The following is a 24,904-nucleotide window of genomic DNA, read 5'->3' as shown; positions in this document are numbered from 1 at the left end:
AATAATATAATGTTTAAAACTTAATAGAAATTAAAACAAAGGTAAAGAAAAGATAAAGTTTACTAAATTAAATATAAAAAATACCCAATAACAAAAAGCTTAGCTTTCACTAATCGCTTTGTTATTGGGTATTAATTGATTTAAGAATTACTACTAGTGCGTATTGCTATACATTTATCGTCACAATTAGAAAAAGATTGTTTACTTTGTACTTTCGGTAAGTAAATAGTTACTGTTGTCCCGACACCAACCTCGCTCATGATACTAATTGTCCCTTGATGACTTTCAATAATTTTATAACTTAACATTAATCCAATACCAGTCCCTTTTTCTTTCGTACTATAAAAAGGTTCACCTAATCTCTTAATTCTTTCTTCAGGTATTCCTATTCCTTCATCTATTAAATGAATGATGACACCATCATCATTTATTTCTTTTATGTGAATTGAAATTTCCCCACCATTTGGCATAGCTTCGATTGAATTTTGCAAAATATTAATAAATACTTGTTTCAATTGATTTTCTGAGCATTCAATAATTATATCTTTGTCATCCGTAAATAGTTCAACTTGAATATTTGTCATAATTGCTTTTGTATTCATTAACGATACGACATTTTTAAAAATTTGATAAATATTTTTCTTTTCTGTATTTATCTCATCTGTTTTAGCAATTGACAGAAATTCTTGCAGGATTGCTTCTATCCTTTCAATTTCAGAAAGCATAAGATCAAAATATCTTTCTTGATCTTCTTTATTAATTTGGAATAACTGTATAAAACCTTTAATTACAGTTAAAGGATTTCTTACTTCATGAGCTACCCCAGCTGCTAATTGACCAATTGCAGCAAGCGTATCTGATTTGTTTAGCAATTCTTCTGTCTTTTTTCGCTCTGTAATGTCGCGTACAATAATCATAATTTTATCATGTAATAATGGTAAGCATCTAGCTTCAAAGAAATCAATACTTCCATTAAGTGTGAGTGGATATTCTACAATTACATTCGTTCCTTTTTCCTTCACTTGATTAATGGCTTCCTGAAACTGCTGTGCTACTGAAGATGGTAATACTTCGTAAAACTTTTTTCCCATAAAAGCTTCTGCGGGTACGTAAAACTTTGTAGGAGATCCTGCCTTGTAATCTATAATTGTGCCATCATCTTCTGTTAAGAAACATAAATCTGGTAAAGCTTTAAAAATTAATTCTAGTTCAGATGTTTGTTGTTTTAACTGCTCTTCTATCGCTTTTAAATGTGTAATATCTACACCAACAGCCCAATAACTATATCCTGTTACAGGAAACTGTTCTGATATATTAGACCACATTATTGTTTTGATTTCACCATTTTTACATGTTAAGTGCATTTCCCAATCTCTGAAATTTTTTCCACAAGTTAAAAATTTCTTTTGTATTTTCTGGCGATAACTATGATCAGGATACAATAATTGCAGTGCATTTGGATTTCCAATTATTTCTTCAGCGGTATAACCTGTTACAATTTCACATTCTCGGTTCCACAAAACAAAATCTCCATTATAATCAAGCGCATCGACCATAACAGGCATGTTTTGTAAAATCGTATGTAGTTCCTCCTCTTTTCGAGAAAGCAATGTTGTATTTTTACTTTGAAATACTTTTATTGCGCCATCTAAAATTAAACTTGAGAGCATTTCAAAGTATTTTTGACAACTGAAAATTTCACTTTTTTTGGACCATACAACAAAAGATCCTAAATGTTGATTGTATAAGAAAATGGGGATTTCAATCTTTGGAAGTTTACTCTTTTTTATCTCATTCATTCCGAATGAAAAAACACACTCTTTTTCAGCATCAAGAAGTTGATGTGATATGTTAGTTAATTTATAAAATTGTTCTGCCATGGTTTCTATTGTACTCACATCAATAAGTTCCATTAGCCGCGAATTCATTCCTTTTTCACCTCAATATGTAAAATTAATACAAATCTAAAATTCATACTTCTCCATTATACGAAGAAAGCTAGTGTAGGTATATAGCTGTAGAATAATTATTCGAACAAATTTTATTTTTCAATTAAAATAAGAAAAGAATGTATATACTGAATACACCTTTAATTAGTATATATTTCGTTCATTCCTCTTACATTCACTGAATTTTTCCTTGAGGGTCATACGCGTCACTAATAGCGGTATAAACATGCAATAAGTGTAAAGTTCATAAAATATTCACATTTTTTATGAAAAATATAAACATTTATTCCAATATATTCTATATAATGAAATGTAATAAGGCTTCTATGAAACTCATAGAATACCTTACCCCTAATAAAAAGAAAAAAGAATCCATTTGGATTCTTTTTTCTTTTTTAATTACATTACATATTTATATAAAGCATGTGCCACACCATGTTCTTCATTTGATAACGTTTCGTATTTACACATTGCTTTTATTTCTTCAACTGCATTCCCCATTGCAATTGATATGTTCGCTTTTTCCATCATAGAAACATCGTTCAGCCCATCACCTATCGCTACAGTGTTTTCAACTGGAATATTAAGATGTTCTGCTAAAGTATATAATCCATTCCCTTTTTGAGCATCTCGATGATTAATCTCTAAATTGTGCCAATATGAAGATGTAATTGCTAAATCTGTATTATGAAGAAATGTTTCTTTTAGTTTTTTTAATTTCTCAATATCATAAGAAAATGGTAATAGTTTATGCACATGTATATCTGTTTCTACAATTTGTTTACAACTTTTCGCACTATGAAACGCTGTATGCTCAAGATACAATGCTGCGATTGTTTCTAACTCTTTCAAGTCGAAATTTTCTTTTGAATTCTTCACATACTCAATTTCATTACGTACACTCTCAACTCCATAATCCGGTACATATACACCTTTATCAGTATAAAGTTGATAATACAAACTATTCTCTTCAAGATACTCTACAATTTCAAGTGCCTGCATATTTCGAATTGGATATCTCTTCATCATTTTCTTATCTTTATATATAAGCGCACCATTTTCCGCAATGATTGGACATTCTAAATCAACTTCTAACAATAATCGTTCAATATCAACAATAGAACGTCCAGTACAAATTGCTACAACATGGCCAGCTTCTTGACATTTTCGAATTGCTTCTGCATTTTCATTACTTATCATTTTATTCCCCGAAAGAAGAGTTCCATCTAAATCAATTGCGATTAATTTCATTATTTCTTCACCACTTTCTATAAATACACGAGTTCTAATTAATTAATAGGTATCGTTTTCATACAATCCTCGTGCGGTACTTCTTATTTATAATTTATGAAAAGCGTTTCAGGTCAAGAAATAATTAAAAATAAAATCCAAAGCTTTTCTTTTTAAAAAAGCTTTGGATTTTAAACTATGAATTATAACTAATATATTTTGTCTCACACATGTACACATTTTTTTCTTCAGTTGGGATATATACTTTAAACTTTTCTAACTGTTTACCATAGACATGAATCGTAATAACGCTTTCATTTTTGCTGATTTCAAGAATATGACAATCCGCTGGTGGAATTACTTTATCTGTTTCTCCTTCTCCCAAATAAAGATTGCCTTTATGTGTTAAATAAACAAGTGAATTACCAAGTTGTTTCGTTTGTATAAAGTTCTGCACCATAATCCTTCCTGAAAAAACGCCTTCTACCCCCCATGTGCCATCATGATCATGTAAAGGTGTAGATTGTCCATCTTTCCATACGAGAGCTAGTACTTCAAAACGTTTGAGCGGATCTTCATACAATAAATGTCGTGCATATTGAGTCAAATTCGCCTTCTGTTTATCTAACGGGAGCCATGTTTTCTTTTCTAAAAGTTCTTCTAGTAACTTTTCAATGCCACACACTATTTCTTCTTCAAATAAACCGTTTTCCATAAGATCTGTAACACCTTTAATAAACTTTTGAAATGATTTACTTCCATTACAAGTCAACATAAGAATCCTCCTCTACGTTTTATACAATTCCATATTAAGGTAATCACCGAAAACTCACAATTGAGAAACAAAAAACAAGATGCAAATGTATGCACCTTGTTAAGATTTTTATTTGGCTTTCAATCGAATAGGTAAGTATTTTAATGTTTGTTCATTTTCCAATATACATTTTTCTAAACAGAAAGATGGAGATAGCTCTATTTTTTCAAAAGCATTTATAAAGGTAGTTAATGCAATCTCAGCTTCTAAACGTGCAAGTGGTGCTCCTAAGCAAAAGTGAGGACCTTTCCCAAAGGTTAAATGCTTTTCATTTCCTGTTCGATGCACATTAAATTGAGAGGCTTGTAAAAATTTTTTCTCGTCTAAATTCGCTGCACTAACCCACGCAACAATCATCTGATCCTTTTTCATTAAAGAACCAAATATATTTGTATCCTCTGTAATCCTCCGGGCTAATGTAACAGGAAAGCGATAGCGTAATACTTCCTCAATCGCTTTTGAAATTAAGTTAGGTTCTTTTCTTAACTCTTCATAAATTCCAGGTGAATCTACTAAAAAGCAATAAAAGCTATTAATAATTAAATTTGTAGTGGTTTCATTCCCAGCCGCTAGTAAACCTAATGAAAAGGTTACAATTTCTTCATCGGTTAATCTTTCGCCTTCATATTCAGCTCGAATTAAATCAGAAATGATATCATCGGTTAAATTATATCTCTTTTCCTGAACAATCGGTAGAAGATATGCTTTGAATTCATTTAATGCTATCCCTTTCTCGGCATCCAGATCATTAAACTTTTCTTTACTATACGGCATAAATAAAATATCAGACCATTCTTTAATTTTTTTACGATCTGTTGTTGGGACTCCTAATAAATCGGAAATAACGGTAACAGGTAAAGGTGCAGCAAACTGTTCAACGATATTAACTTCACTACATTTTTCGATATGTTGTACAAGTTCATCTGCGATAGCCTGTATTCGAGGTTTCCACTGTTCTAAACTTCTTGGAGTAAATGCCTTAGAAACAATGGAACGTACATTGCGATGTTCTGGTGGATCTGTAGAGTTTATATTTATTCTAGTTTCTAAAGGAGGGATTGAGAATTGTCTGCGCTCCCTTCTACTTGAAAATAAGCGATAATCTGATAAAACACGATTTACATCATCATATAAAAAAACATTCCATACATCCTGCTCTTCATCATAATGAACTGGGTGATTATCCCTCATCAAACGATACCATTCATATGGATTCCATAATTCTTCTTTTGTTTTCAGCTTTGAAATTTCATGAACTAAAATAACATTTTCAGGTGAAGCCATAGTTCTTTCCTCCCTTTTCTTTTACAATAAAAGTGATAGGTCGGCAGTTCAAAGTTGTATAAACTATCATATGTTATTTTAACATATATAAAAGGAGATTTTTCATTAGAGAACTTGAGAAATATATAAGGGGGATTTTTATGTACGTTGACATTTTACTGCTAGCAGAATTAACGACAGGACCAAAACATGGATATGAAATCAAAAAAAATGTTCAAAATCGTTTAGGTGAGAATTTTGAATTAAATCACAACATGCTTTACCCTGCCCTTCGGCGCTTTGAAAATATGGGTGCTATAACGAAAAAAATACATAAACAAGTCGGAAAACCAAACCGAAATATGTACAATATAACAGAAACAGGAGAAGAAATTTTTTCTGAAATGTTACGAGAGTTTCCCGAAAAACTTGCGACAAACAATACAGAATTTCTTGTTCGTATTGCGCTATTTGAAAAACTTGACTATGAGGATAGAAAAGAGATTTTGACTGTACGTCAAAACGTACTACATAAACAGCTTACTGCTATTCAGTCTCTAGATATTACCTCATCTTTTATTACTGAAGTCATTGAATTTAGTAAATCACGAATTGAACATGAATTGAGTTGGATTACATCACTTATGAAAAAAATATAAAAAAATAACAAGAAAAGTTAATAACAATGAATGAAAATGATATTTATTATCAATACTATAATTAATAAAAGGGCAACCACGATTTGGCTACCCTTAAAAAATTTACACTTCTGGATCGAAAGTTTTGCAATCTGTTTCTTCCGTTGTAGATGCATGTTTACCTTTATGACTTACTACGTAAATTGCCTCTGCACTACATTTATTACCGTTCGCCCAAAATTTACAGTTGTTTACTTCACATAAAACGTCTTGTGCCATAGTATCACACCTCCTTGTTCTATTATCATTAACAAATTTCGGAGGTATGATACTCTTTGTCATGTATTTTTTATTACCTTTTTAGCTTTCTTAATGGTTCAATATCTCCTCGTACAATCACATCTATATTTTCAGTTATTTTTTCAATGTCAAAATGCCACCATTGAATTTGCAATAGTTCTTCTATTATTTCATTTGAAAATCTCTCTTTTATTTTATTTGCAGGGTTTCCACCAACGATTGTATAGGGTACGACGTCTCTAGTCACAACAGATTTAGCTGCAATGATTGCACCATCCCCTATTTTTATTCCGGGCATAATAGTTGTATCCATACCAATCCAAACGTCATTTCCTATAACTGTATCACCTTTGTAAGGTAAATCAGACAAACTAGGTGTATGCTTCTCCCACCCATTTCCAAAGATATTAAATGGATATGCCGAAAATCCATCCATCCGATGATTCGCTCCGTTCATAATAAAGTTTACTCCCGATGCAATGCAACAAAATTTTCCAATAGTTAGGCGATCTCCAAGAAATTCATAATGATGTAATACTCGATCTTCAAATGTTTCTCCATCTTTTGCATCATAATAAGAATAGTCACCAACAAGTATATTAGATTTTGTTATTGTATTTTTTATAAATTGAACGTTTTGATTTCCTTCAATAGGGTATTTAATATTTGGATTAGGATTCATGTTGTACAGCACTTCCTTTACCATTTATTTCACTTTCTACCGCTATTACTGGCTTTAAATTGTATATAGGTAAAATAAATAATAATCCAATTATAAATAGCAAAGCTGTGCCTTCATACATCGTACTTAATGAGAACATTTCTTTTAATGAACCAGCAATACTCATTGTTACTACCATTGAACCGGTGAATAGTGGACTTAAAATGCCATTTACACGACCAATAAAATCAGTATCACTATTTTGAATAATGAGCGTATTAATACCAATTTGAATACATGGAAGAGCTAAACCACTAAAAAGTTGTGCTGTGAGTGTTACCCATAAATTTGTGGAATAACCTATAATCCCAATACCAATTGCCTGCCCAAGCATACCCATAATTAACATCTTTTGCGGAGCAACGTTTTTCGCAAATACCATTGCTAATGCTCCGCCAACAATCATTCCTGCACCATTTACCGTTAGTAACCACTGTAAACTCTCTTTTGATAATCCTAATTGCTCAGTCACAATAAATATACCCAATGGTTGAATTAATCCTATACCTAGTCCTGCAGCCATAAAACAAAGCCCTAGCAAAGTTAATGCCTTTTTCTTTTTGACATACTTAATACCATCCTTCATCTCCTGCAACAGAGTGATATCTTTCTTTTCTACGTCGTTTTCAAGATCTTTCGGAAGAAATAACAATACAACTGCCGCAAGTAAAAACGAGATACCTGTTATGATGATTGAAATATAAATTCCAAAACTATGAAAGATAAATGTCCCTAGGATTGGTCCTAATACCATAAATATTGCAAATATCGTTTGATATATAGACATTGCTAATTGAATTTGTTCCGTTGATAAATGTTGTTTAAACAACTTCATTCCAGATGGTTGTGAAAACTGTGAAAGGATTGCAGAGATGAGTGTCACAAAAAACACAATTTTCCACGTTCCAAACATAAGCGTAATTAATACAGCGAATACTGAAATGGAACTTAACGTTTCACACCATATCATTGTCTTCTTTGGCTTCCACCTATCAGCAAAAGTACCGCCAATAAATGAAAAAATAAAAATTGGAGCGAATTCAGCAACTGAAATCATCGAAATAGCAAAAGCATCACCTTTTGTCATTTCCATTACATATAATAATACTGCAAAGTTTCGAACCCATATTCCTATTTGTAAAAATAATGCTGATGCTAAAATCCCTTGAACAAACCGATTTTTTAATACTTGTGATACCCCATTGTTTTGTTTCGTTACTACATTTGTCGACATAAAAAAGCCTCCTATTTCATGTTCTGAACAGGAGGCAGCACAAATCATATAAAAAGACTATATATTCGCAGAGCGAAATACATCCCTTTTCTATAAATGTACAGACTAACCCTATTCAGAAGAATATTTCGTTTTTTAACGAAGGTCTCTTACAAATAGAATTAGTTGATCATTGGGATGTTTTCACCCTTCCATTTCGAATTTAAATAACACATACATACTCTATGTAAACCATTTTCGATGTATGCATGTCTCCCTTTAACTATTCTAGAAAGTTAAAGGCAATTCCTCTAAAGAACGCATTAAATAGTTACCTTGCCATTTAATTTCTTCACGATTTCCTTTTATTTGTAGTTCAGGCATTCGATTAAACAAAGTAGTAATAGCAATCTTTGCTTCCAACCTAGCAAGTGGAGCGCCTAAGCAGAAATGGCTACCATGACCAAAGGCAATATGACGATTATTTTCCCGATTAATATCGAATACTTCTGGGTTTTCAAATACAGTTTCATCACGGTTTGCAGAAGCTAAGGCAATGACAACCATATCTCCTTTTTCGATTGTTCGGTCGTGAATTTGAAAAGGTTCATCTGCCCATCTTGAAGTTGTAACTTCAACTGGAGAATAATATCGTAATCCTTCCTCAATAGCGGCATCAATTAATTTTGGATTTTCTTTTAATAACTGTAATTGATCTGGATTTTCGAGCAGCGCTAATACTGTATTTGTTATTAAATTTACCGTTGTCTCGTGTCCCGCCACAATTAGTAACATTATCATTGAATATAGTTCTCGAGCGCTAAGTTTATGCCCTTCACTCTCTGCAAGTATTAAAGCACTCACCAAGTCTTCTTCTGGCTCTTTTCGTTTAATATCAACTAAATATTGAAGATATGTAATAAACTCAGATAGTTGCTTTTCAGTTTCTTTTATTTCTTCTGGTGTTTCTGGGTAAGCAATGACAGCATGAGACCAAATTCTAAATTTCGCTTGATCTTCTTTTGGAATGCCAAGCATTTCACTTATTACAATAATTGGTAAAGGGAACGAGTAATCATCAACAAGATTTAATGAACCCTTTCGCTCGACTTCATTTAACAAATCATCTGCAATATCCTGTATTCTTCCTTCCAATTGCGTGATCATCCTCGGTGTAAAAGCTTTTTGTACTAGTGATCGTAAACGATTATGGTTAGGTGGATCTGAATTTAACATATGAGTAGTTAAATAATCACTATTGTCAACAGTAAGAAACACATTCAATGTATCTTGAGAAAATACATTGGCTGGATCTTTTTTTAAGCGACTATCTTTTAAAAGTGGCAAGGCATCTTCATATCTTGTGATAAGCCATTCCGCACCTAGTTCAGTTTTATTCACAAATAAGATAGGTTGCATTTTTCTAGATTCTTTATAAATTTCATACGCATCTTCTTTAAATTGAGCTGAAGCTAAATTAATGCCATCCTCTATTTTTAGTCCAACTTTGTTTTTCATTGACATTGTATTCCCTCACTCTCATTTGTTTTTGAAAACCAACCCAACATATGCATTATACTCTAATAAAAACGTGAAAATTGTAAATTTTTAACCAAAATCTTACTTGGTATATTGAAAAATAAAAAAGTGAGAGAGTAAAATCGTTTCACTCTCCCACTACTCTTTATGCAAAGCACATAAAATTACTAATTTGTTGATAGCGATAACTTACTTTACGACGACGACCACCTTGCCAAGTGTAACCTGATACTCCGTTTCTTCTCACTTCAGTCGGAAAGAACCATAAGTCCCTTCCGAAAGGACCAGGACGATGTAAACGTAAATAGCCCCATCTTCCTAGACAATTACACATCCATGATTTCATATTGCCCGCTTGAGATGGAGACGCAAAGGTAGACGGTAACGACGGAGCTTGCGACGGCGGTGGTGACGTTGGAGCATCTTCCGCATCATCTGGTCTGTAATCTTCTTGTTCCATATCTCTCACTTCATCTACAGATTCATACCCGTAGTTTCGTGGATTATAATACATTCCTTGATCATATGGATAATTTTGTTGGTTATACATATTAACAAATCACCTACTTTTCATTCATTACCTTTAACATTTATATGTGATATGCCCTCTCTGGGAAGCTTATGTTATAGCCCAAATTCAACTTAAAAAGCTCGTATTATTAAAAATACGAGCCTTTCAAAAATAGAAGGTGTTTATTATTTCCTTAACTTCACACTATAAAAACGCATTTCATCTAACGAACCTTCAAATTCAAATACTTCTTGTTTAATTAATTGTTTCAAGCGATATTCTAAGAAAGTATCTCCAACCAATTGTTCAACAAGACCAAGTGCTTCACCAATTACTCTAGGAGCTTTGAGGAATTCTCGATCAGCACCCACACTTTTCGCGCATTCAATTATAAATTGATCAAAATAATCTTCTTGTACAGAATACACTTCATTTTCTTTCCACACTCTTAAACATTTTACGCTTTCCGATAATCTATCCCACTCATGTTCAAACTTCATTCGCTTCTCTTCAGTTAAATAAGATAACTTTGCAAAACTTTTTTGGAATAGAGCTAAACTTTCAGGTGGTAATTCTCCAGTTCCACGAATATCATACTCTTGTTTTAATATTTCTCGACTTGCTTCAGACGTATTAATAACTCGAATGTTTTTCTTATCCTTTAATTGTGCCATTACAAAACTTAGGCCTACATGTTCATGTGCATTATCAGCCTTCCAAATTGTAATAGGCGTTTCAACAGGAATAGTATGTAGTTCTTCTATAGTTGCTATAAATCTTGATAAATATTCTTCTTCAAAATAACTATCATAAGCAGTTAAATTATTTATTAACCACTTCTGTCTTGCTAGTTGCCCCCCATTCGTATGCAACTTATATATCGGTCCAATTGAAAAGAATTCAGAAAAAGCAACAACACTCTCTTCAGATAATTCTTCTTGACTTAACATATATGTTAAGCAACCAGCCGTTGAGTCATCAAAAGCAATATGTACGTGCGTACTTTCTTTTACATTTCTTTTATAAGTAGGATTACTCTTTAATTGTTTCGGAATATCCATCAAATTTTTAATTGTATCTTCACTATAGTTTTCTTCTAATAAGTTTAACTGTATGAGAATACTTTGAAGTAAATCTTTAGCCTCATCCTCGTACATATCCTCTACAGCATTTTTAATTTTATTTATCACACAAATCCCTCTATTCATTTCAAAAATAACGTAGATTATAGTGTATCATTTTAGTATAGTTATTTAAAGTCAAATCCAGATTGCTAGAGCAATCTGGATTTTCAACAAATACTTTCCTTATATTTTTAAATTGCTAAATATTTTCACTTTGAAAATCCTTGTATCTAAATGTATAATTATATAAAAACAAAAATATAGGAGCTACATTTATGGAGAAAGTACTTACTAATTATAGACATTACTTAAAAAATTGGAGATTTATATTTATTTGCATACTACCTGTTATCGCCTTATTCGTTACTTTCTATGTCATCTTCGAACTACTGTTTCATCAAGATTTCTACTTATCTAACTTAATTTCTGCTATCATATTATTTTTAATATTTACTAACGTTAAAGATAAATTTAAAATTAAAGGCTAAAGAACATTATTTAAAAATAGCCCTTTATTCTTGCATCCTACTATAAAATAAGACTCGTGGTAAATTTTTATAAAAAATAAGAGCACCCTGGAATTGGATGCTCTTATTTGATTAGAGGTTTTTTCTGAGTATTAAGTAGGACACGAAGATCTTGTCCTACTTAATACTATATGCTTGTACTTATTATTTCGTGCATGTATTAAGCACCATGTTCAGGTACTTAATATATGCATAGTCATTGCTAAAAAATCTACTCAAATATCCACTATACAATTTCATATTTATAAATTAAAAAACATCCATTGGGGATGTTTTTTATCTAACGATTTTAAGCTTCCATAAACTTAGCCGGTACACCAATTTTTTCAACTACAGAAGATATATTAGTAGGGTTAATCATTACATTTTCAATACATACTAATTTATTTTCTAATATCCCATTCTCTGTAGTAATAAGTTCTTCAAACCGATCTAAAGTCATTGAGAATTTGTGTTCACTTCCACCATTCATACTAACTTTTACATACTTCATAGTGTCACCGCCTTTCATAATAATTTACATTTCGACAAGAAGACGCTTACATCCTTTTTATTTACTCTTAGATTTCTCACGTTTACATGTATTTTGAGAAAAGAAACTACTATTATTTACTCACAAAATTATTGCTAATAAGAAAGATAAAGATAAAAATGCACAAAGTGGAATATATAAACCGGTATCCATTCTAGCGAAGTACGTATCTTTTTGTCGTTTAAAGATACCAAAGTAATTAAACTCACCAATTACTCTAATAGAAAAGACAATCATACAAATCCAGGAACCGACTTGAATAATAACATTAGGAACTGCAAAATGAACAATATTTGCTTGTTGCAACAAAATTATCGCTGCCATACTTAATAATAATGCAATGAACAATGTCATTCCGGCACGAGGTGTAAACGCCTTTTCCCCTAATTTAGTTGGTATAACACTATTTGTCCCCCAATTACCTCCGAAACCCCAATATACATGTAAAAAGCTAACTAAGAATAATATACAAGCAGATATATATGTAATGATAAGCATTTTATCCTCCCCTTATTTTATTTAACTTCTCACCTATAAAATATGCTATCCCCCCTCATTAGCAACCTTTATTTAATTACATAAAAAAACCGTAATGATTTATCAATATTAAGATAAGTCATTACGGGGTTATTAAACTTCATTATGCATTAAACCTATTTCTTCGGCGTTCCATCCTTGTTTGACCTTGAACTTCATTTTCTTTGTATGGATCTATTTGCTCTGTCATTTTATATGTTGCAACTGGTTCTTCGTACTTATGCTCATGTATCTTTTCTGGGATTTTACTTTTAGATTCTTTCCCCCAAAACTTAAATAGTTTCATCTTTAATTTCGGTAATCTCGGAAGACGAATCTTAAATGATAATCTTTTACATTTCTTTTTTGGTCCAAGTAGATTTATATTTTCTTTATTATTATCTTTCTCTTTGCGGTGAATGAACATCGCAAGTAATCCTCCTAATACAAGTCCTCCAATTAATAGTAATATATATACATAATGGCTTGTCATTAAACTCGTCATGCGTTCAAGTATGACTAACGACTGTACTTCTTTTATATCCCATAGTAAAGCGGCCCATAATGAGAATAATCCCAAAGTAAGTCCATATGTACGAAAACGGAATAAACATGGAATTAACGCGACACATGCAGCAATTTTCGCATTTGCTATGATTGAGCTTGTTGAAATATCCTGATGCCAAATAACTAATAGTAATGTTATAAATGGCGCATACGCTATCCAGCTGCATATACGTGAATACATCTTTTTAGCAAAATAACTACCGAAACTAGTAAAAAATAAAAGCCCTCCAATATATATAGATTGTTCTAGAGGGATTTGCTTTGTAAGTCCTGCAATTGGAAAGAGGACGCTCAGTAGCATTAAGAGCACATCTAATTTCTTCACCATTCCCCATTCCTTTCAAATTTTTTCAATTAATAAAAATCGCTTTTCCATCTGATATAGTTTTTGTATTTCTAAAAAACATATTAATCCTGTCTGCACATAAAGTAAATATGTAAACGAAAAGATACTTGACAAAGGATATCCTTATTTGCATAAAAAAATGACAAATCCTGATCGATATAACGAGCAGGATTTGTTTACTAGTATTTAAAGTAGAATAATTGAATCTTTCTTTTCTACTTTTACTACATCTACATCCAATTCATCATCAAATTCTTTAAATTCTCTTGCATCTATGTCAGTAATATAACTCTTTATTACTTTTTCCATATGTACGGAATATGTCATGTGTACATTCTTTTTCGAAAGCATACTAGAATTACAGCACATGTAATGTATCATTTTAGCGATATAATCCCTTTCTACAGGTTTTACACCTAATGGTAGAATTTCAATTATATATCGCTGAAAAACTTCACTACAATTAAGTGAATATTCACCAGTGCTATAATACATCCCTTTTTGATCTGCATATAAGCCAATTCTATCTAGAGCATCATCACATTCTATTACACCGTAGCTTGGTACATCAAAACCTGTATTTATTCTAATAATATTTAAGTTGGGAACCTTTAATACCTCTGGAACAATATCAGGTAAAATATCTGTATTAATTTCTTTATTTTGTAACTCTTTTATCCAATATTTTCTCAAATTTGCATCTACAATGAAGTAAACTTGTTCATTTTGTTCTTTTGCATATTGTACAATTTCCATTAATGTTTCGAAAACATATTGTTTAAAAAGAGCCCCCATATCATTTCTCTTTGATGGTTGTGATAAAAATGCATTATGTTTATTTATATTTAATAATACGTAATCAATCGTTTGCCACTCTGTATTCCCATATAATTTATATAAAATTTCTTTTCCTTTTATTTTTGAAAGAATAGGTAAGAAATCAAATTTCGATATTCGTTCAATTGATAAATTAACATATGTACAAGGTAAATTTATCTTATTCCAACTACGCTTCAAAAATCCTTTTTGTTCTAATAGACTAAAAACACTATTTACAATTGTTTTACGAGATACACTTTGGCCTATAAATAAATTAATAAATGTTGAAATACGATTTGTTCGTGCAAATCCCTCTCTAATGATTTGTTTTGGATCAATTTTTTCGCGTCCATCACAATTTTTCATTGCGATTAATGCTAATGTCGCATCACTGCGCTCACCCGCGGTAGCATAGACAGCTTTCGTAACATCATCTACAAGATTTGTTTTATATTTTTGACAATATTGCATTTTATATGGATTTTGTAACACCTTTTCAATATTGTATCTCACAATCTTTAATAATACTGGAAAATCTGTATTCAATACATAAGAATTTCCACCAATTTTAGTCAAAATAATTTCGCTATCAAGTAATGCTTGTTCTATTTCCAGCGCTATATTTTCAGACCAAACTTCTAATGTTAATGTCTCTAATCCTTTTGGTGCAAATAAAGGAAATAATTCATTTTTGTTATTTGTTGCTACCTTTTTACATTCTGGAAGTATTGTGAAATAAGAGAATTTACGCTGAAATTCTTTAAATAAATACTCTCTTTCCTTTGCTTTTATACCTGGTTCTATTTTAGTACCTTGAACTCTATATATTCTTTCATTGTATGGAAATAACACCCTTTTATTTTCCCCGACAATATAATCTTTCGGATATTGGAGAATATGGTCTAAATCCACCTCTCCACCTATTTGAAAATCATCTTTTAAATTTCTAAATATCTTAATCCATTTCATGCCGGTTGTAGCTTGTTGTATTTTTAGTTTTACAAACCGGATTTTTTTATTATTTGACGCAAACTCTGAGGTAGAAATCAATATCAGGCCTCGTTTCCGTCTTAAAAGTAAAGGAATATCTGGATGATTATATTCTTGATAAAATCTCCGAATCCCTATTGAAATATTTAATAATGGAGCGTTCTCACCACCGCGGGTTATGCATTCGAATCGATATACATAGGAAAAAAAATCTTGTGTTTTTTCATCTTTTATCGGCCCTGACATCGCCTCACAAATATTTTGTGATCTAAGAGGAGAAAAATAGATTTCTTCTGCATTTGTATTTTCTAAATATATAGGACGCTCACAAAAAACATGTGAGATTAAAGCGGGCACCCACTTAGAATACGTTTCATTATCATGTAGTACTGGCAAATTAGAAATCAAATCGGATTGCCATTCATATTTTGGTGGTTCTACTAATCTATTTGGCTTCCAATCATGAATAATCTCATACCAACTTTGAAAAATATAATCGAGCTGCTCTTGTCTAATAGGTTCTTTCGATACAATCCATGGTGTATTTTCATTTAATACGTACGGATTATGCTGTATAAACAATATATCTGAAAACATATCATACAATCTTTCATTCAAACGTTTCAACTTACTCGTTAATAAAAATGTCTTATAATGTATCTCTACGATGTCCAGCCATTCAATAGGAAAGTATATAAATGATACCTTTTCATTTAAAAGGGATTCTACTATATTTTCAAATGTTAACAACCTTAATTTTTTCATAAAATGATTCTTTCCTTTCTTCAGTTGTCTTGATTATCAAAAAGCTAGAACAATAGTTACTTAATCTAATCCATTTAAACCAAGTATTTAAAAGAAAAGTAAAAACTATTTATCTACATAAAACATTATCAAACCGACTCTTTTAAAGATTAAAAGTAATTATCATATACAACACCTCTTTACATTTGTATTTTAATACATTTAAATTATACAATGTATATAATATATTGTACTTATTATTTACAATAACTTTACAAAAAAACAAAAAAGAACACCTTAAATCGGTGCCCTTTTTACAAATATCAACCTTTATGTAATTGAACATATAGATAACAGTAATCCTCCAAATGAAATTGCTCCTAGTAAACCTACTACAACTCCTGTTAAACAAATACAATCAGCAAGACAAATAGAAGACTGCGATAATGGAACAAATGACCTACTTGTACTCGAACCATATTGTTTTATTTTCTCATAATTCACATCTAAAATTAGATGTAAACATGTTACACCATCCTCAATAGTATGTAGAGGTTCTTTTTCTAATTGCTCCAATAATTTACTATCAAAAGCAACTGATAGAGGATACTGCTTATCTAATTTCATATTTTGATAAATTAGTTGCAAACGAGATAATATATTGTTTTTCTTCTTTTCAGATGTTACTGTACATTTCATAGTATTAAATTCATTTAATAACAGTGTCAATTCATCTCTTTTTCCGTATAAATCTTTAGCTATTTTTCTCTTTAGTTTATACGAATGGATAATAGATTTTAGTTCAATCATATTCATACACTTCCTAATTACATATTATTTACCCAATTATTTTATAGATAAACAGTACTTTTTAATCTTATTTAAATTACACTCAAGCATCTTAATTTACTATCGATTAACATTACATTAACCTTACAAAGTTGTAATAAATTCATTAGCTAGAAGAAATCAATCCCTAAACCAGACAGATATTTGATGATAAAAGCATAAGAAAAAGCAATGATTAGATTTTAAACCTAGTCATTGCTTTATCCATGCATCCTAATTTACACCTATATATCCTATTGTTACCATTTCACTTGGATGTTTGAATATATCCATTAACAATGGCTATATTCGTTGTCGGCATATATATAACTAATGTTTTTTAGTCGATAAAGTACAACTTTGGGCAGCACGTCCTCCACCTAATTTATTTGCTCTCACTGAATTTTTTTGGGTCTTACTGCCCGGCAAATAGCGGGATAAATGTAATCAATATTCATATGTTACAATTGTATCAGTAGTACCACTAAAACCATCAAAACAATTAGAGCAACCACCACAGCCGCCACAACCTCCGCAACCCCCGCAACCAAAACAACCGAAGCAACCAATACAACGGAATCCACCACAACGGAATCCGCCACAACGACCTCCACCACAACCACCACAACCGCCACAACGGCCGCAACCGCCACAGCGACGAGCAGTATCCTCAATATAGTAATATGGATATTGGTTTTGCTGGTCCCAATAGACAATATTTCCAGACTGGTAATCATTAAGGCTTAACGCTTGTATTTCTTGTTGAAACTGATTCATTTTCATAACCTCCGTTTATAAAATACAACCTCATTGATGCTTTCCTATATTTCTGTTCGTTACATCTAAGTAGAAATAGCGCTATAAACTAAGTTCAATACGTACACCAACAAAGTATGAATTATCACTAGATGATGCACCTTGTTCATATACCTATTTTTACTATGGGCTCATTTTTATAAATAGAAATTATAAAATATAAATTCTAGCGTCATATCTTCATACTTACTAAGCTCAATTAATTTCTCAATAATTATGATGCCATATCCTATATATTTCCGTCTGCCGCTTAGATTTTTCTGTACTGTAAATGCCTTTCGCTATAACACTTCCAAGTAACCGGTTTCTATGACGGTTAAGAAATTCCTACAAAGAAAAAAGCCCTAATTAGGGCTTTTTATTCTATTTCTCCAGCAAAGCTCTCTATGAAATTTCTAATTGAAAAAAGACACACTTAGATTGATGCGTCTTTTTGTGATGCCTCTTTTGTGAAATCATATAATGCAATTGCGCCTAAAAGAACAAGTATACCTTGAGGAACATCTAGTAAAATAGTTTTCCAAATTTCTGGAATTACCCATTTAATATCTGCTGCTGTTTCAAGATATGTTTGAAAATAGCTGATTGTAAAATTAATTATCCCTAAAAATACAAACAACGATAAACCAAATCGAATTAATTTCTTATTTGTAAACATATAACACCTCTCAAAATTCATTGGATATTCCTGCTTTTGCTTCTTTATATTTCCATATCCCTATATTTGATTTTAACACACAAAGAACTCAAAAAAATACAATATGCAAATTTGCATATTGTATGAACAGCACTTCATGTTAACTTAGAAATTCCTGCAAAGAAAAAACAACTCCGTTACAGCTAACAGCTCGGGTTTCTTTTCTTATTTAACTTCATACCACCAACATTTACGTTCTTTGATTGTAAAATAAATGTGACAGAAGTTTATCCAGTTAATGCGTAGACAATTAAATGAGCTAAATTATCGATATTCTATTTCGCCATATCCGTAGCACTAATGACTTTACGCAAATTTGACAAGAAAAAATATATAGATAGGTATGATCCATACCTATCTATAACATTACTTCTATTCTTTATCCAATTACGTCTTTTACGTCTGTATCCACTGGCCACTTTTCTAATGTATAAGCCATTTCCCAAAATGAATATTCATATTGACTGCTAATAATAAAATGCTGTTTCATACGCTTGCGGTCTGCCTCTGTTACTTTTTCAGCGATAGTATCTAAACGTGTAATTTGTTCTTCAACTAGCGTACGGAACCAATCAGATCCATAAGCAGAAATCCATTCGTTATAAATTGGCTCTTCCGGATGGCACTCTTTTAAGCGTTCGCCAATTTCATAATACAACCAATAGCAAGGTAAAATTGCTGCAATGATATCTCCTAAATGCCCTTCATACGCAGCACGATACATATGTGAAGTATACGCATATGCAGTTGGCGCAGGAATAAAATTATCTTTTTCTTCTTTTGTTATCCCTAGCTTTTTAGCAAAATTCTCATGTAAAGATGACTCTGCCTCATATGTATTTTGAGCATGATGTGCCATACGAGCTGTCGTCTCTAATTCAAGAGCTTTCGCAGCTCCTAAAGTTTGTACTCTAGCAAAATGACTCAAATAATATGAATCTTGAAGCACATAATAGCGAAAACTAGCTAAATCTAACGTTCCTTCACCAAGTTTTTTTACAAAAGGATGGTTAAAACTCGCTTCCCAAATTGAATCTACTTCTTTACGTAATGATTGTGAAAAAGTCATTTAAATCCCTCCAATAATGTATAAAATATAAGTATTTATCCACAATTATTAAAGCTGTAAAATAAAAAAACTTTCTTTACAGGCGTAAAGAAAGTGAAATTGACAGTAATTATTTACTCATTAAATAGCAACGTCTTTCCCACTTCCCTACGCTGGCATTAACCAGATCAGGTACTAAGAGTCTCAAAATCACATTTGATCTCAGCCTATAAAAGGCCCCCCTAGTGGATAAATATTTTGTTTTTATAATGTATTCATCATAGCATACTTCATGAAACTGTCAAAAGAATTCGTTATATAACTATCTTAAAAACCTTCTTCTTTTCTCACTTTTAATGACGTTTCAATAATCATATCTAATAGTTTGCTATAACTAATTCCAGCTGCTTCTGCACTTTTTGGCAATAAACTTGATTGTGTCATCCCTGGTAATGTATTAATTTCCATTACATATGGAATTCCGTCCTTCACCATCATATCAACTCTTGCATAAACACTACATTTTAAGGCTTTATAACAAGCCAGTGACGCTTTATTTACACGTTCATTAATTTCTGCTGGAAGTTCGATAACTTCCTCAACTGTACTAGTATCATCATATTTTGCATTGTAGTCAAAGAACTCGGCTGCATGTCGAATTGAAACTATAGGTAACTGTTTTCCATCCAGAATGGAACATGTAATTTCATCACCTTTTATATACTTCTCAATTACTACTTCAGAATCCCATTCGAATACAGTTTCTAGCATTGAGATCAATTCATTTTTATTGTAAACGATTTTCACTCCGACACTCGATCCGCCAGAGTTTGGTTTTACCACTAATGGAAATCCTAACTTATCTAACTCATCAAGATTTAGATCCTCCATTTTTGTAAGTTCAATCCAATCTGGCGTTTCTACACCTTCATAACGTAAAATCTTTTTCGAAATATTTTTATCCATACATATACTGCTAGATAACATATTACTTCCGCTATAAGGAATCCCTAAACTCTCCAGTGTTCCTTGAACTGTCCCATCTTCTCCGTATTTTCCGTGTAATGCGAGCAATGCAAAGTCAATGTCTTTCGCTTTTTCAATTAAATCCATTTTTTCGTTTAATGTAATTGGAACTATTTCATACTTATTTTTATCTAAATGAGCAATCATTTCATTCCCCGTCATAATTGAAACTTGTTTTTCAGACGATACCCCGCCCATAATAACACCGATTTTCATTTTCTCAACTCCAAATTTCATTTTTTAATGTATCACCAATTATTTTAATTCCCCGAACTATTTCTTCTTCTTTCAAACGCGAAAACCCTAATCGGAAAGTATTTGCTCCTTCTCCATCAGAGTAAAAAACATCTCCAGGTGAAAACGTAACGCCTTTCTCATAACACTTTTGTAAAAGTGTGCGGGCATTCATATGCTCTTCTAGCTCTATAAATAAATGAAGTCCACCATCTCCAGTCATTCTTTTGAAAGGAATGTACTGATTACATGCCCCGACAGCTAACTCATATTTTTTCTTATAAACAGATCTTGCCTTTTTTAAATATTTTTCAAAATATCCCTCATGTAAATATTGAAACAGAACAGCTTGATCTAGCGTAGATGTGTGAATCGTTCTTGCTCTTTTTACGCTTTCTAAATAATGAATCAGCTCTTTATCTGCAATAATCCAGCCTACACGTAAACCAGGGAAAAGTACCTTTGAAAAGCTACTAATATAAATCACATTATTGCCAGCTCCAGCAAAAGTTAATAATGGAGCTAAATGTGAACCTGAATAACGTAATTCTTCATTAAATCCATCCTCTATAATAGGAACCTTGTATTTTGAGAATAACCTCATCAATTCCGTTCTTTTCTCTGAACTCGTAACAATACCGGTTGGATTATGATAAGAAGGAATTAAATAAGCAAAATCAAAATCTTTTTCACACAAGCTTTTTTCAACTTCATTCGTATCAATACCATCCTCATCCATATCAATCCCATGAACTTCAAGTCCATGTAAGCGGAACAACTTTAGCGCAGCGTGGTGAGTTGGATTCTCACAAATGACACGCCCGGATTTTTTTGATAAAGAAGAGAGTACAATATCCAATCCTTCTGTAAATCCATTTGTAATTAGAATATCTTTATTCGAAATGTCTACGCCTTTCATTTCCATGTAATGAAGTAAATAATTCATTAACGGTCTATATCCCTTTGCATATCCGTAGTTCAATACGATGTCCCCTTCAATGGACATACGAGTAAGAAAAGCTCTTTTGAAATTTTCAACATCAAATAGCTTCTCATCCGGGGCTATACTATTAAAAACAATCATTCCCTTTTCCCAACGAACACCATGTTTCATTAAATCTAATTCATCCGCTAATGCGGTCACTGTATTAAGTTTATTTTTCCAATCTATTTCAACAGACGAAGTGTTAGATATATCCACCTTCGCAACAAAGTTCCCTTTTCCTTTAACTGCATAAATGAGTCCTTCTTGCTCTAAATCTGCATAAGCAGCGAGTACAGTGTTTCTACTCACACTTAGTAATTCACTTAGTTCCCTTGTTGATGGAATTTTTTGATCCCCGAGCAAATACCCTTTCATAATCATCTTCTTCAAATAATCTTTCAATTGAATATAAACGGGACGATCTTTAACAACTTTAAAATCCTTAAACAATTCCTTACCCCCTGCAATCATTTTTGCATATTTATTTCATTCTCAAAAGGTCCACGACATATGTATTTTTTATAAAGGGCGGTACGGTCTTACAAGTCTTTTCGATATAAGTTAATTACATCTTTTAAAGCTGCAGCTGCAGCGCCTCGTGGATTAGAAGCCCCACCAATTGTAGTAACTTGTCCCATCGTATCTGTAAAGAACGTAATTCCTTTTTCGGTCCCATTTACTTTTGCTAACGGATGATTTTTTTCTATTTCGCACGGTTCAACATTTAAATTCACATTGCCACCCTCATCCTTATATATTGATGCTATTAATTTAATAATTTTATGTTGTTCCTTAGCATTTTGTATTTGCTGTTTTGTAACGTGCTCGATTCCTTTTATATGTATATCAGTAAGTGTTTTCTCTGTTTCCATTAGGCTGTTTGTCAAAAGTAACAATTTACACGCACTATCTGAACCACTTATATCTAATATAGGGTTTGTCTCAGCAATTCCTTTATTTTGCGCTTCTTTCAGTGCTTCTTCAAATGTCATATCTTCCTCATACATTTTCGTAAGAATATAATTAGTTGTTCCATTTAATATTCCTTCTATTTTTTCAATACTGCAACCGGCTAAACTAAATTGTCCGATATCTAGTGTCGGTAGTGCAGCGGCTGTTGCACCGCTATATCGAATTCGTACATTTACGCCTCTTGCTGCTTCATTTATTTCTCTCCAGTTTGTAACGAGTGCACCTTTTGAAATTGCTACTATATCCATCTGTTTCTCAATCGCTTGTTTCATATATTGTTTCCCTGGATTTCCATCTTTAAGATTTGTAACTGTTGATTCTACCAATACAGTACCACTTATGCTAGTTGTTGCACGTTCCTTCGGATGATACTCTAAATATTTTTCAATTGCAGCGGTACCGCCACCATACATCAATAAATGATGAAGAGATAAGCCGTCTTCATTATGTATTGCAATATTTCTCCCTAATACGCCACTTACAACTAATTGAATCCCATATGTTTCATATATATATGAATACTTTTCATTTAATAATTTTATAAACTCTCTGCCTACTGTTCCGTATCCTGATAATACAACTTGAGTTTTCATAATATCCCCCCATATTTTTCTACCAAACCCCTCTTTCAATATAATATAAAGCGCTCTCGAATTCCATCGAGAGCGCTTTATTATTACCTATTTCGGTAAACGTGATAGCTTTTCAGCAATTGTTCTATAAAACTCTTGAATGCTAGAAAAACCTAACGAGTCTGAAACACTTAATCCTACCATGTCGAGATGGTCCCAATTCGCTTTCGTTTCGATATGATTCCATTTTCCAATCTGTAATGACTCATTATTATTTACAGCAACATTAGAAGTTGGTGCAATCATAGAATTTGTATTTACTACACCATCATTTTGCCACCAAGAAGTATCAACTAACGGACGGTTTTCTTCATATCTCGCATAAGAACCTAAGAAAAATGCATTACCCATCAGCACTTTATTCATCGTTATATGAGGTAAATGTAAACCTGTTATAGGTGCTGCTTGTGATGCATGTCCACTATAAGATAAGTAATACACATCCGGTTGTGTCTTTACCCAATTATTTAACTCCTTTGCACCATCTGTACTTAAATCCCATTGACTTATATCTTTTGTATTTTTCCAAAGTGAACTATTTAGAATACGATTACTATATTGGAAAAAGGACTCTCCAGCATTCTTCTTTATACCCCATTGATCCAATTTAAAATCATATAAAGATAAATTATTGTTTCCTCCAAAGCTCGCAGCTGTAATGAGTAAATCTTTAACGAACGGCAGCAGAAGGCTACCATCCGCAAGTGTTGTACCGTTGTGAGGGGTTGCTAATGTTGTAACACTATGAACATATGATTTTCCGCCTTCAAATAGTGGTGATATTTTGGTGTCTGGGTGATTTTTCACATAATTCTTTTCTTCAAAACTACCTTCTTTTAATAGCTGTACTAATGTTCTAATCGTTTGTCCACCCATGCTATGTCCAACTAAATGAACTTTATTTGTTTCACTCCAATTCGGTGCAAAACCACTATAAGTTCTGCCAAAACGATTATGTCCATGTTTCTCAGCATGCGAGGCACCATAGTCTACTGTTCCACCCCTAATTTGCGCATACAATTCACATGCACGATCCCAGTTACTAGAAACAGGTCCAACAGCTGCAGTATGTACCGTATAACCATTTCGTTTCAAATCTTCCTGTATATCATGAACACCACCCCAATATTTTACGCCAAACATTTCTTCTCTACCCCATCCAGCAAATCCATTCACCAATATGATAGGATAATTATTTTGTTGTCCCTCTTCAGCGTATGATATTTTCGCTGCGAATGAACATAAGGTCACTAATGCGAAAAAACATATTTTTAAAAATAACTTCCCCATACTTTCTCCCCCTAATAAAACGTTTACATTTTT

Annotated in this window: 24 protein-coding genes and 1 riboswitch; of the genes, 2 read left to right on the top strand and 22 right to left on the bottom strand. The window is 32.2% G+C overall.

What is annotated here, in order from left to right:
• Positions 1-140: 140 nt before the first annotated feature.
• From MHI26_RS13295 to MHI26_RS13280, 4 genes are all read right to left on the bottom strand, one after another.
• Positions 141-1,928 carry a PAS domain-containing sensor histidine kinase gene (locus tag MHI26_RS13295; RefSeq protein ID WP_061665847.1) on the bottom strand — a complete coding sequence of 596 codons (1,788 nt, stop codon included), beginning with the start codon at positions 1,926-1,928 and terminating at the stop codon, positions 141-143.
• 420 nt (positions 1,929-2,348) lie between these two features.
• Positions 2,349-3,200, bottom strand: coding sequence for a Cof-type HAD-IIB family hydrolase (locus MHI26_RS13290; RefSeq protein ID WP_061665848.1), 852 nt, complete (start codon positions 3,198-3,200; stop codon positions 2,349-2,351).
• A 175-nt stretch (positions 3,201-3,375) separates the two neighbouring features.
• Positions 3,376-3,954: a cysteine dioxygenase family protein gene (locus MHI26_RS13285; RefSeq protein ID WP_000954433.1), complete on the bottom strand. Its 579-nt coding sequence runs from the start codon at positions 3,952-3,954 to the stop codon at positions 3,376-3,378.
• Between the two features lie 108 nt (positions 3,955-4,062).
• Positions 4,063-5,277 carry a cytochrome P450 gene (locus tag MHI26_RS13280; protein ID WP_061665849.1) on the bottom strand — a complete coding sequence of 405 codons (1,215 nt, stop codon included), beginning with the start codon at positions 5,275-5,277 and terminating at the stop codon, positions 4,063-4,065.
• A gap of 140 nt (positions 5,278-5,417) precedes the next feature.
• Here MHI26_RS13280 and MHI26_RS13275 point away from each other — a divergent pair, with 140 nt between their 5' ends.
• On the top strand, positions 5,418-5,915 hold the full coding sequence (locus tag MHI26_RS13275) for a PadR family transcriptional regulator (RefSeq protein WP_061665850.1): 498 nt from the start codon (positions 5,418-5,420) through the stop codon (positions 5,913-5,915).
• A gap of 102 nt (positions 5,916-6,017) precedes the next feature.
• Here MHI26_RS13275 and MHI26_RS13270 read toward each other — a convergent pair whose 3' ends face one another.
• The 6 genes from MHI26_RS13270 to MHI26_RS13245 form a co-directional block, all read right to left on the bottom strand.
• A complete protein-coding gene (locus tag MHI26_RS13270; RefSeq protein WP_000046095.1) occupies positions 6,018-6,173 on the bottom strand; it encodes a DUF1540 domain-containing protein in 156 nt (51 codons plus the stop codon).
• A gap of 73 nt (positions 6,174-6,246) precedes the next feature.
• On the bottom strand, positions 6,247-6,876 hold the full coding sequence (locus MHI26_RS13265; protein ID WP_001069209.1) for a Vat family streptogramin A O-acetyltransferase: 630 nt from the start codon (positions 6,874-6,876) through the stop codon (positions 6,247-6,249).
• Positions 6,866-8,149 (bottom strand): MFS transporter, encoded by a 1,284-nt coding sequence (locus tag MHI26_RS13260; protein WP_000106399.1) that lies wholly within the window; start codon positions 8,147-8,149, stop codon positions 6,866-6,868. The genes MHI26_RS13265 and MHI26_RS13260 overlap by 11 nt, the downstream gene beginning before the upstream one ends.
• Positions 8,150-8,416: 267 nt before the next feature.
• A complete protein-coding gene (gene cypA, locus MHI26_RS13255) occupies positions 8,417-9,652 on the bottom strand; it encodes a cytochrome P450 (protein ID WP_061665851.1) in 1,236 nt (411 codons plus the stop codon).
• Between the two features lie 160 nt (positions 9,653-9,812).
• The gene (locus MHI26_RS13250; protein ID WP_061665852.1) at positions 9,813-10,217 is read right to left on the bottom strand and encodes a hypothetical protein; all 405 of its coding nucleotides are present in this window, start codon (positions 10,215-10,217) and stop codon (positions 9,813-9,815) included.
• Between the two features lie 146 nt (positions 10,218-10,363).
• On the bottom strand, positions 10,364-11,368 hold the full coding sequence (locus MHI26_RS13245) for a DUF1835 domain-containing protein (RefSeq protein WP_061665853.1): 1,005 nt from the start codon (positions 11,366-11,368) through the stop codon (positions 10,364-10,366).
• Between the two features lie 209 nt (positions 11,369-11,577).
• On the opposite strand from MHI26_RS13245, the gene MHI26_RS13240 reads away from it, so the two are divergent.
• Positions 11,578-11,790: a hypothetical protein gene (locus tag MHI26_RS13240; protein WP_000416836.1), complete on the top strand. Its 213-nt coding sequence runs from the start codon at positions 11,578-11,580 to the stop codon at positions 11,788-11,790.
• A 328-nt stretch (positions 11,791-12,118) separates the two neighbouring features.
• On the opposite strand, the gene MHI26_RS13235 is transcribed toward MHI26_RS13240, so the two are convergent.
• From MHI26_RS13235 to MHI26_RS13180, 12 genes are all read right to left on the bottom strand, one after another.
• Positions 12,119-12,322 (bottom strand): hypothetical protein, encoded by a 204-nt coding sequence (locus MHI26_RS13235; protein WP_000878369.1) that lies wholly within the window; start codon positions 12,320-12,322, stop codon positions 12,119-12,121.
• Positions 12,323-12,442: 120 nt separating this feature from the next.
• Complete coding sequence (locus MHI26_RS13230) at positions 12,443-12,859, bottom strand: DUF3995 domain-containing protein (RefSeq protein WP_061665854.1); 417 nt, start codon at positions 12,857-12,859, stop codon at positions 12,443-12,445.
• 142 nt (positions 12,860-13,001) lie between these two features.
• Positions 13,002-13,769 carry a DUF3959 family protein gene (locus tag MHI26_RS13225; protein ID WP_061665884.1) on the bottom strand — a complete coding sequence of 256 codons (768 nt, stop codon included), beginning with the start codon at positions 13,767-13,769 and terminating at the stop codon, positions 13,002-13,004.
• A 207-nt stretch (positions 13,770-13,976) separates the two neighbouring features.
• Positions 13,977-16,364, bottom strand: a complete 2,388-nt coding sequence (locus tag MHI26_RS13220) for an RNaseH domain-containing protein (protein WP_061665855.1) — start codon at positions 16,362-16,364, stop codon at positions 13,977-13,979.
• A gap of 309 nt (positions 16,365-16,673) precedes the next feature.
• A complete protein-coding gene (locus MHI26_RS13215) occupies positions 16,674-17,159 on the bottom strand; it encodes a hypothetical protein (RefSeq protein WP_003307057.1) in 486 nt (161 codons plus the stop codon).
• Between the two features lie 459 nt (positions 17,160-17,618).
• On the bottom strand, positions 17,619-17,948 hold the full coding sequence (locus tag MHI26_RS13210; RefSeq protein ID WP_001071347.1) for a heterocycloanthracin/sonorensin family bacteriocin: 330 nt from the start codon (positions 17,946-17,948) through the stop codon (positions 17,619-17,621).
• A gap of 454 nt (positions 17,949-18,402) precedes the next feature.
• Positions 18,403-18,666 (bottom strand): DUF3937 domain-containing protein, encoded by a 264-nt coding sequence (locus MHI26_RS13205; protein ID WP_002082716.1) that lies wholly within the window; start codon positions 18,664-18,666, stop codon positions 18,403-18,405.
• A gap of 397 nt (positions 18,667-19,063) precedes the next feature.
• Complete coding sequence (tenA, locus tag MHI26_RS13200; protein ID WP_000144522.1) at positions 19,064-19,753, bottom strand: thiaminase II; 690 nt, start codon at positions 19,751-19,753, stop codon at positions 19,064-19,066.
• Positions 19,754-19,880: 127 nt separating this feature from the next.
• Positions 19,881-19,986: riboswitch (TPP riboswitch) on the bottom strand.
• Positions 19,987-20,059: 73 nt separating this feature from the next.
• Entirely contained in the window at positions 20,060-20,974 is a 915-nt protein-coding gene (locus tag MHI26_RS13195; protein WP_003307060.1) for a D-alanine--D-alanine ligase, read from the bottom strand.
• Between the two features lie 4 nt (positions 20,975-20,978).
• Positions 20,979-22,427, bottom strand: a complete 1,449-nt coding sequence (gene pdxR, locus MHI26_RS13190) for a MocR-like pyridoxine biosynthesis transcription factor PdxR (protein ID WP_000471640.1) — start codon at positions 22,425-22,427, stop codon at positions 20,979-20,981.
• Between the two features lie 89 nt (positions 22,428-22,516).
• Positions 22,517-23,542, bottom strand: a complete 1,026-nt coding sequence (locus tag MHI26_RS13185; RefSeq protein WP_061665856.1) for a homoserine dehydrogenase — start codon at positions 23,540-23,542, stop codon at positions 22,517-22,519.
• Between the two features lie 87 nt (positions 23,543-23,629).
• Positions 23,630-24,871, bottom strand: a complete 1,242-nt coding sequence (locus MHI26_RS13180; protein ID WP_000517055.1) for an esterase/lipase family protein — start codon at positions 24,869-24,871, stop codon at positions 23,630-23,632.
• Positions 24,872-24,904: the final 33 nt, after the last annotated feature.

This window comes from Bacillus sp. FSL K6-1218 (assembly GCF_038006445.1).
Taxonomy (GTDB): Bacteria; Bacillota; Bacilli; order Bacillales; family Bacillaceae_G; genus Bacillus_A; species Bacillus_A thuringiensis_S.
This window is presented reverse-complemented; position numbering and strand designations above follow the sequence as displayed.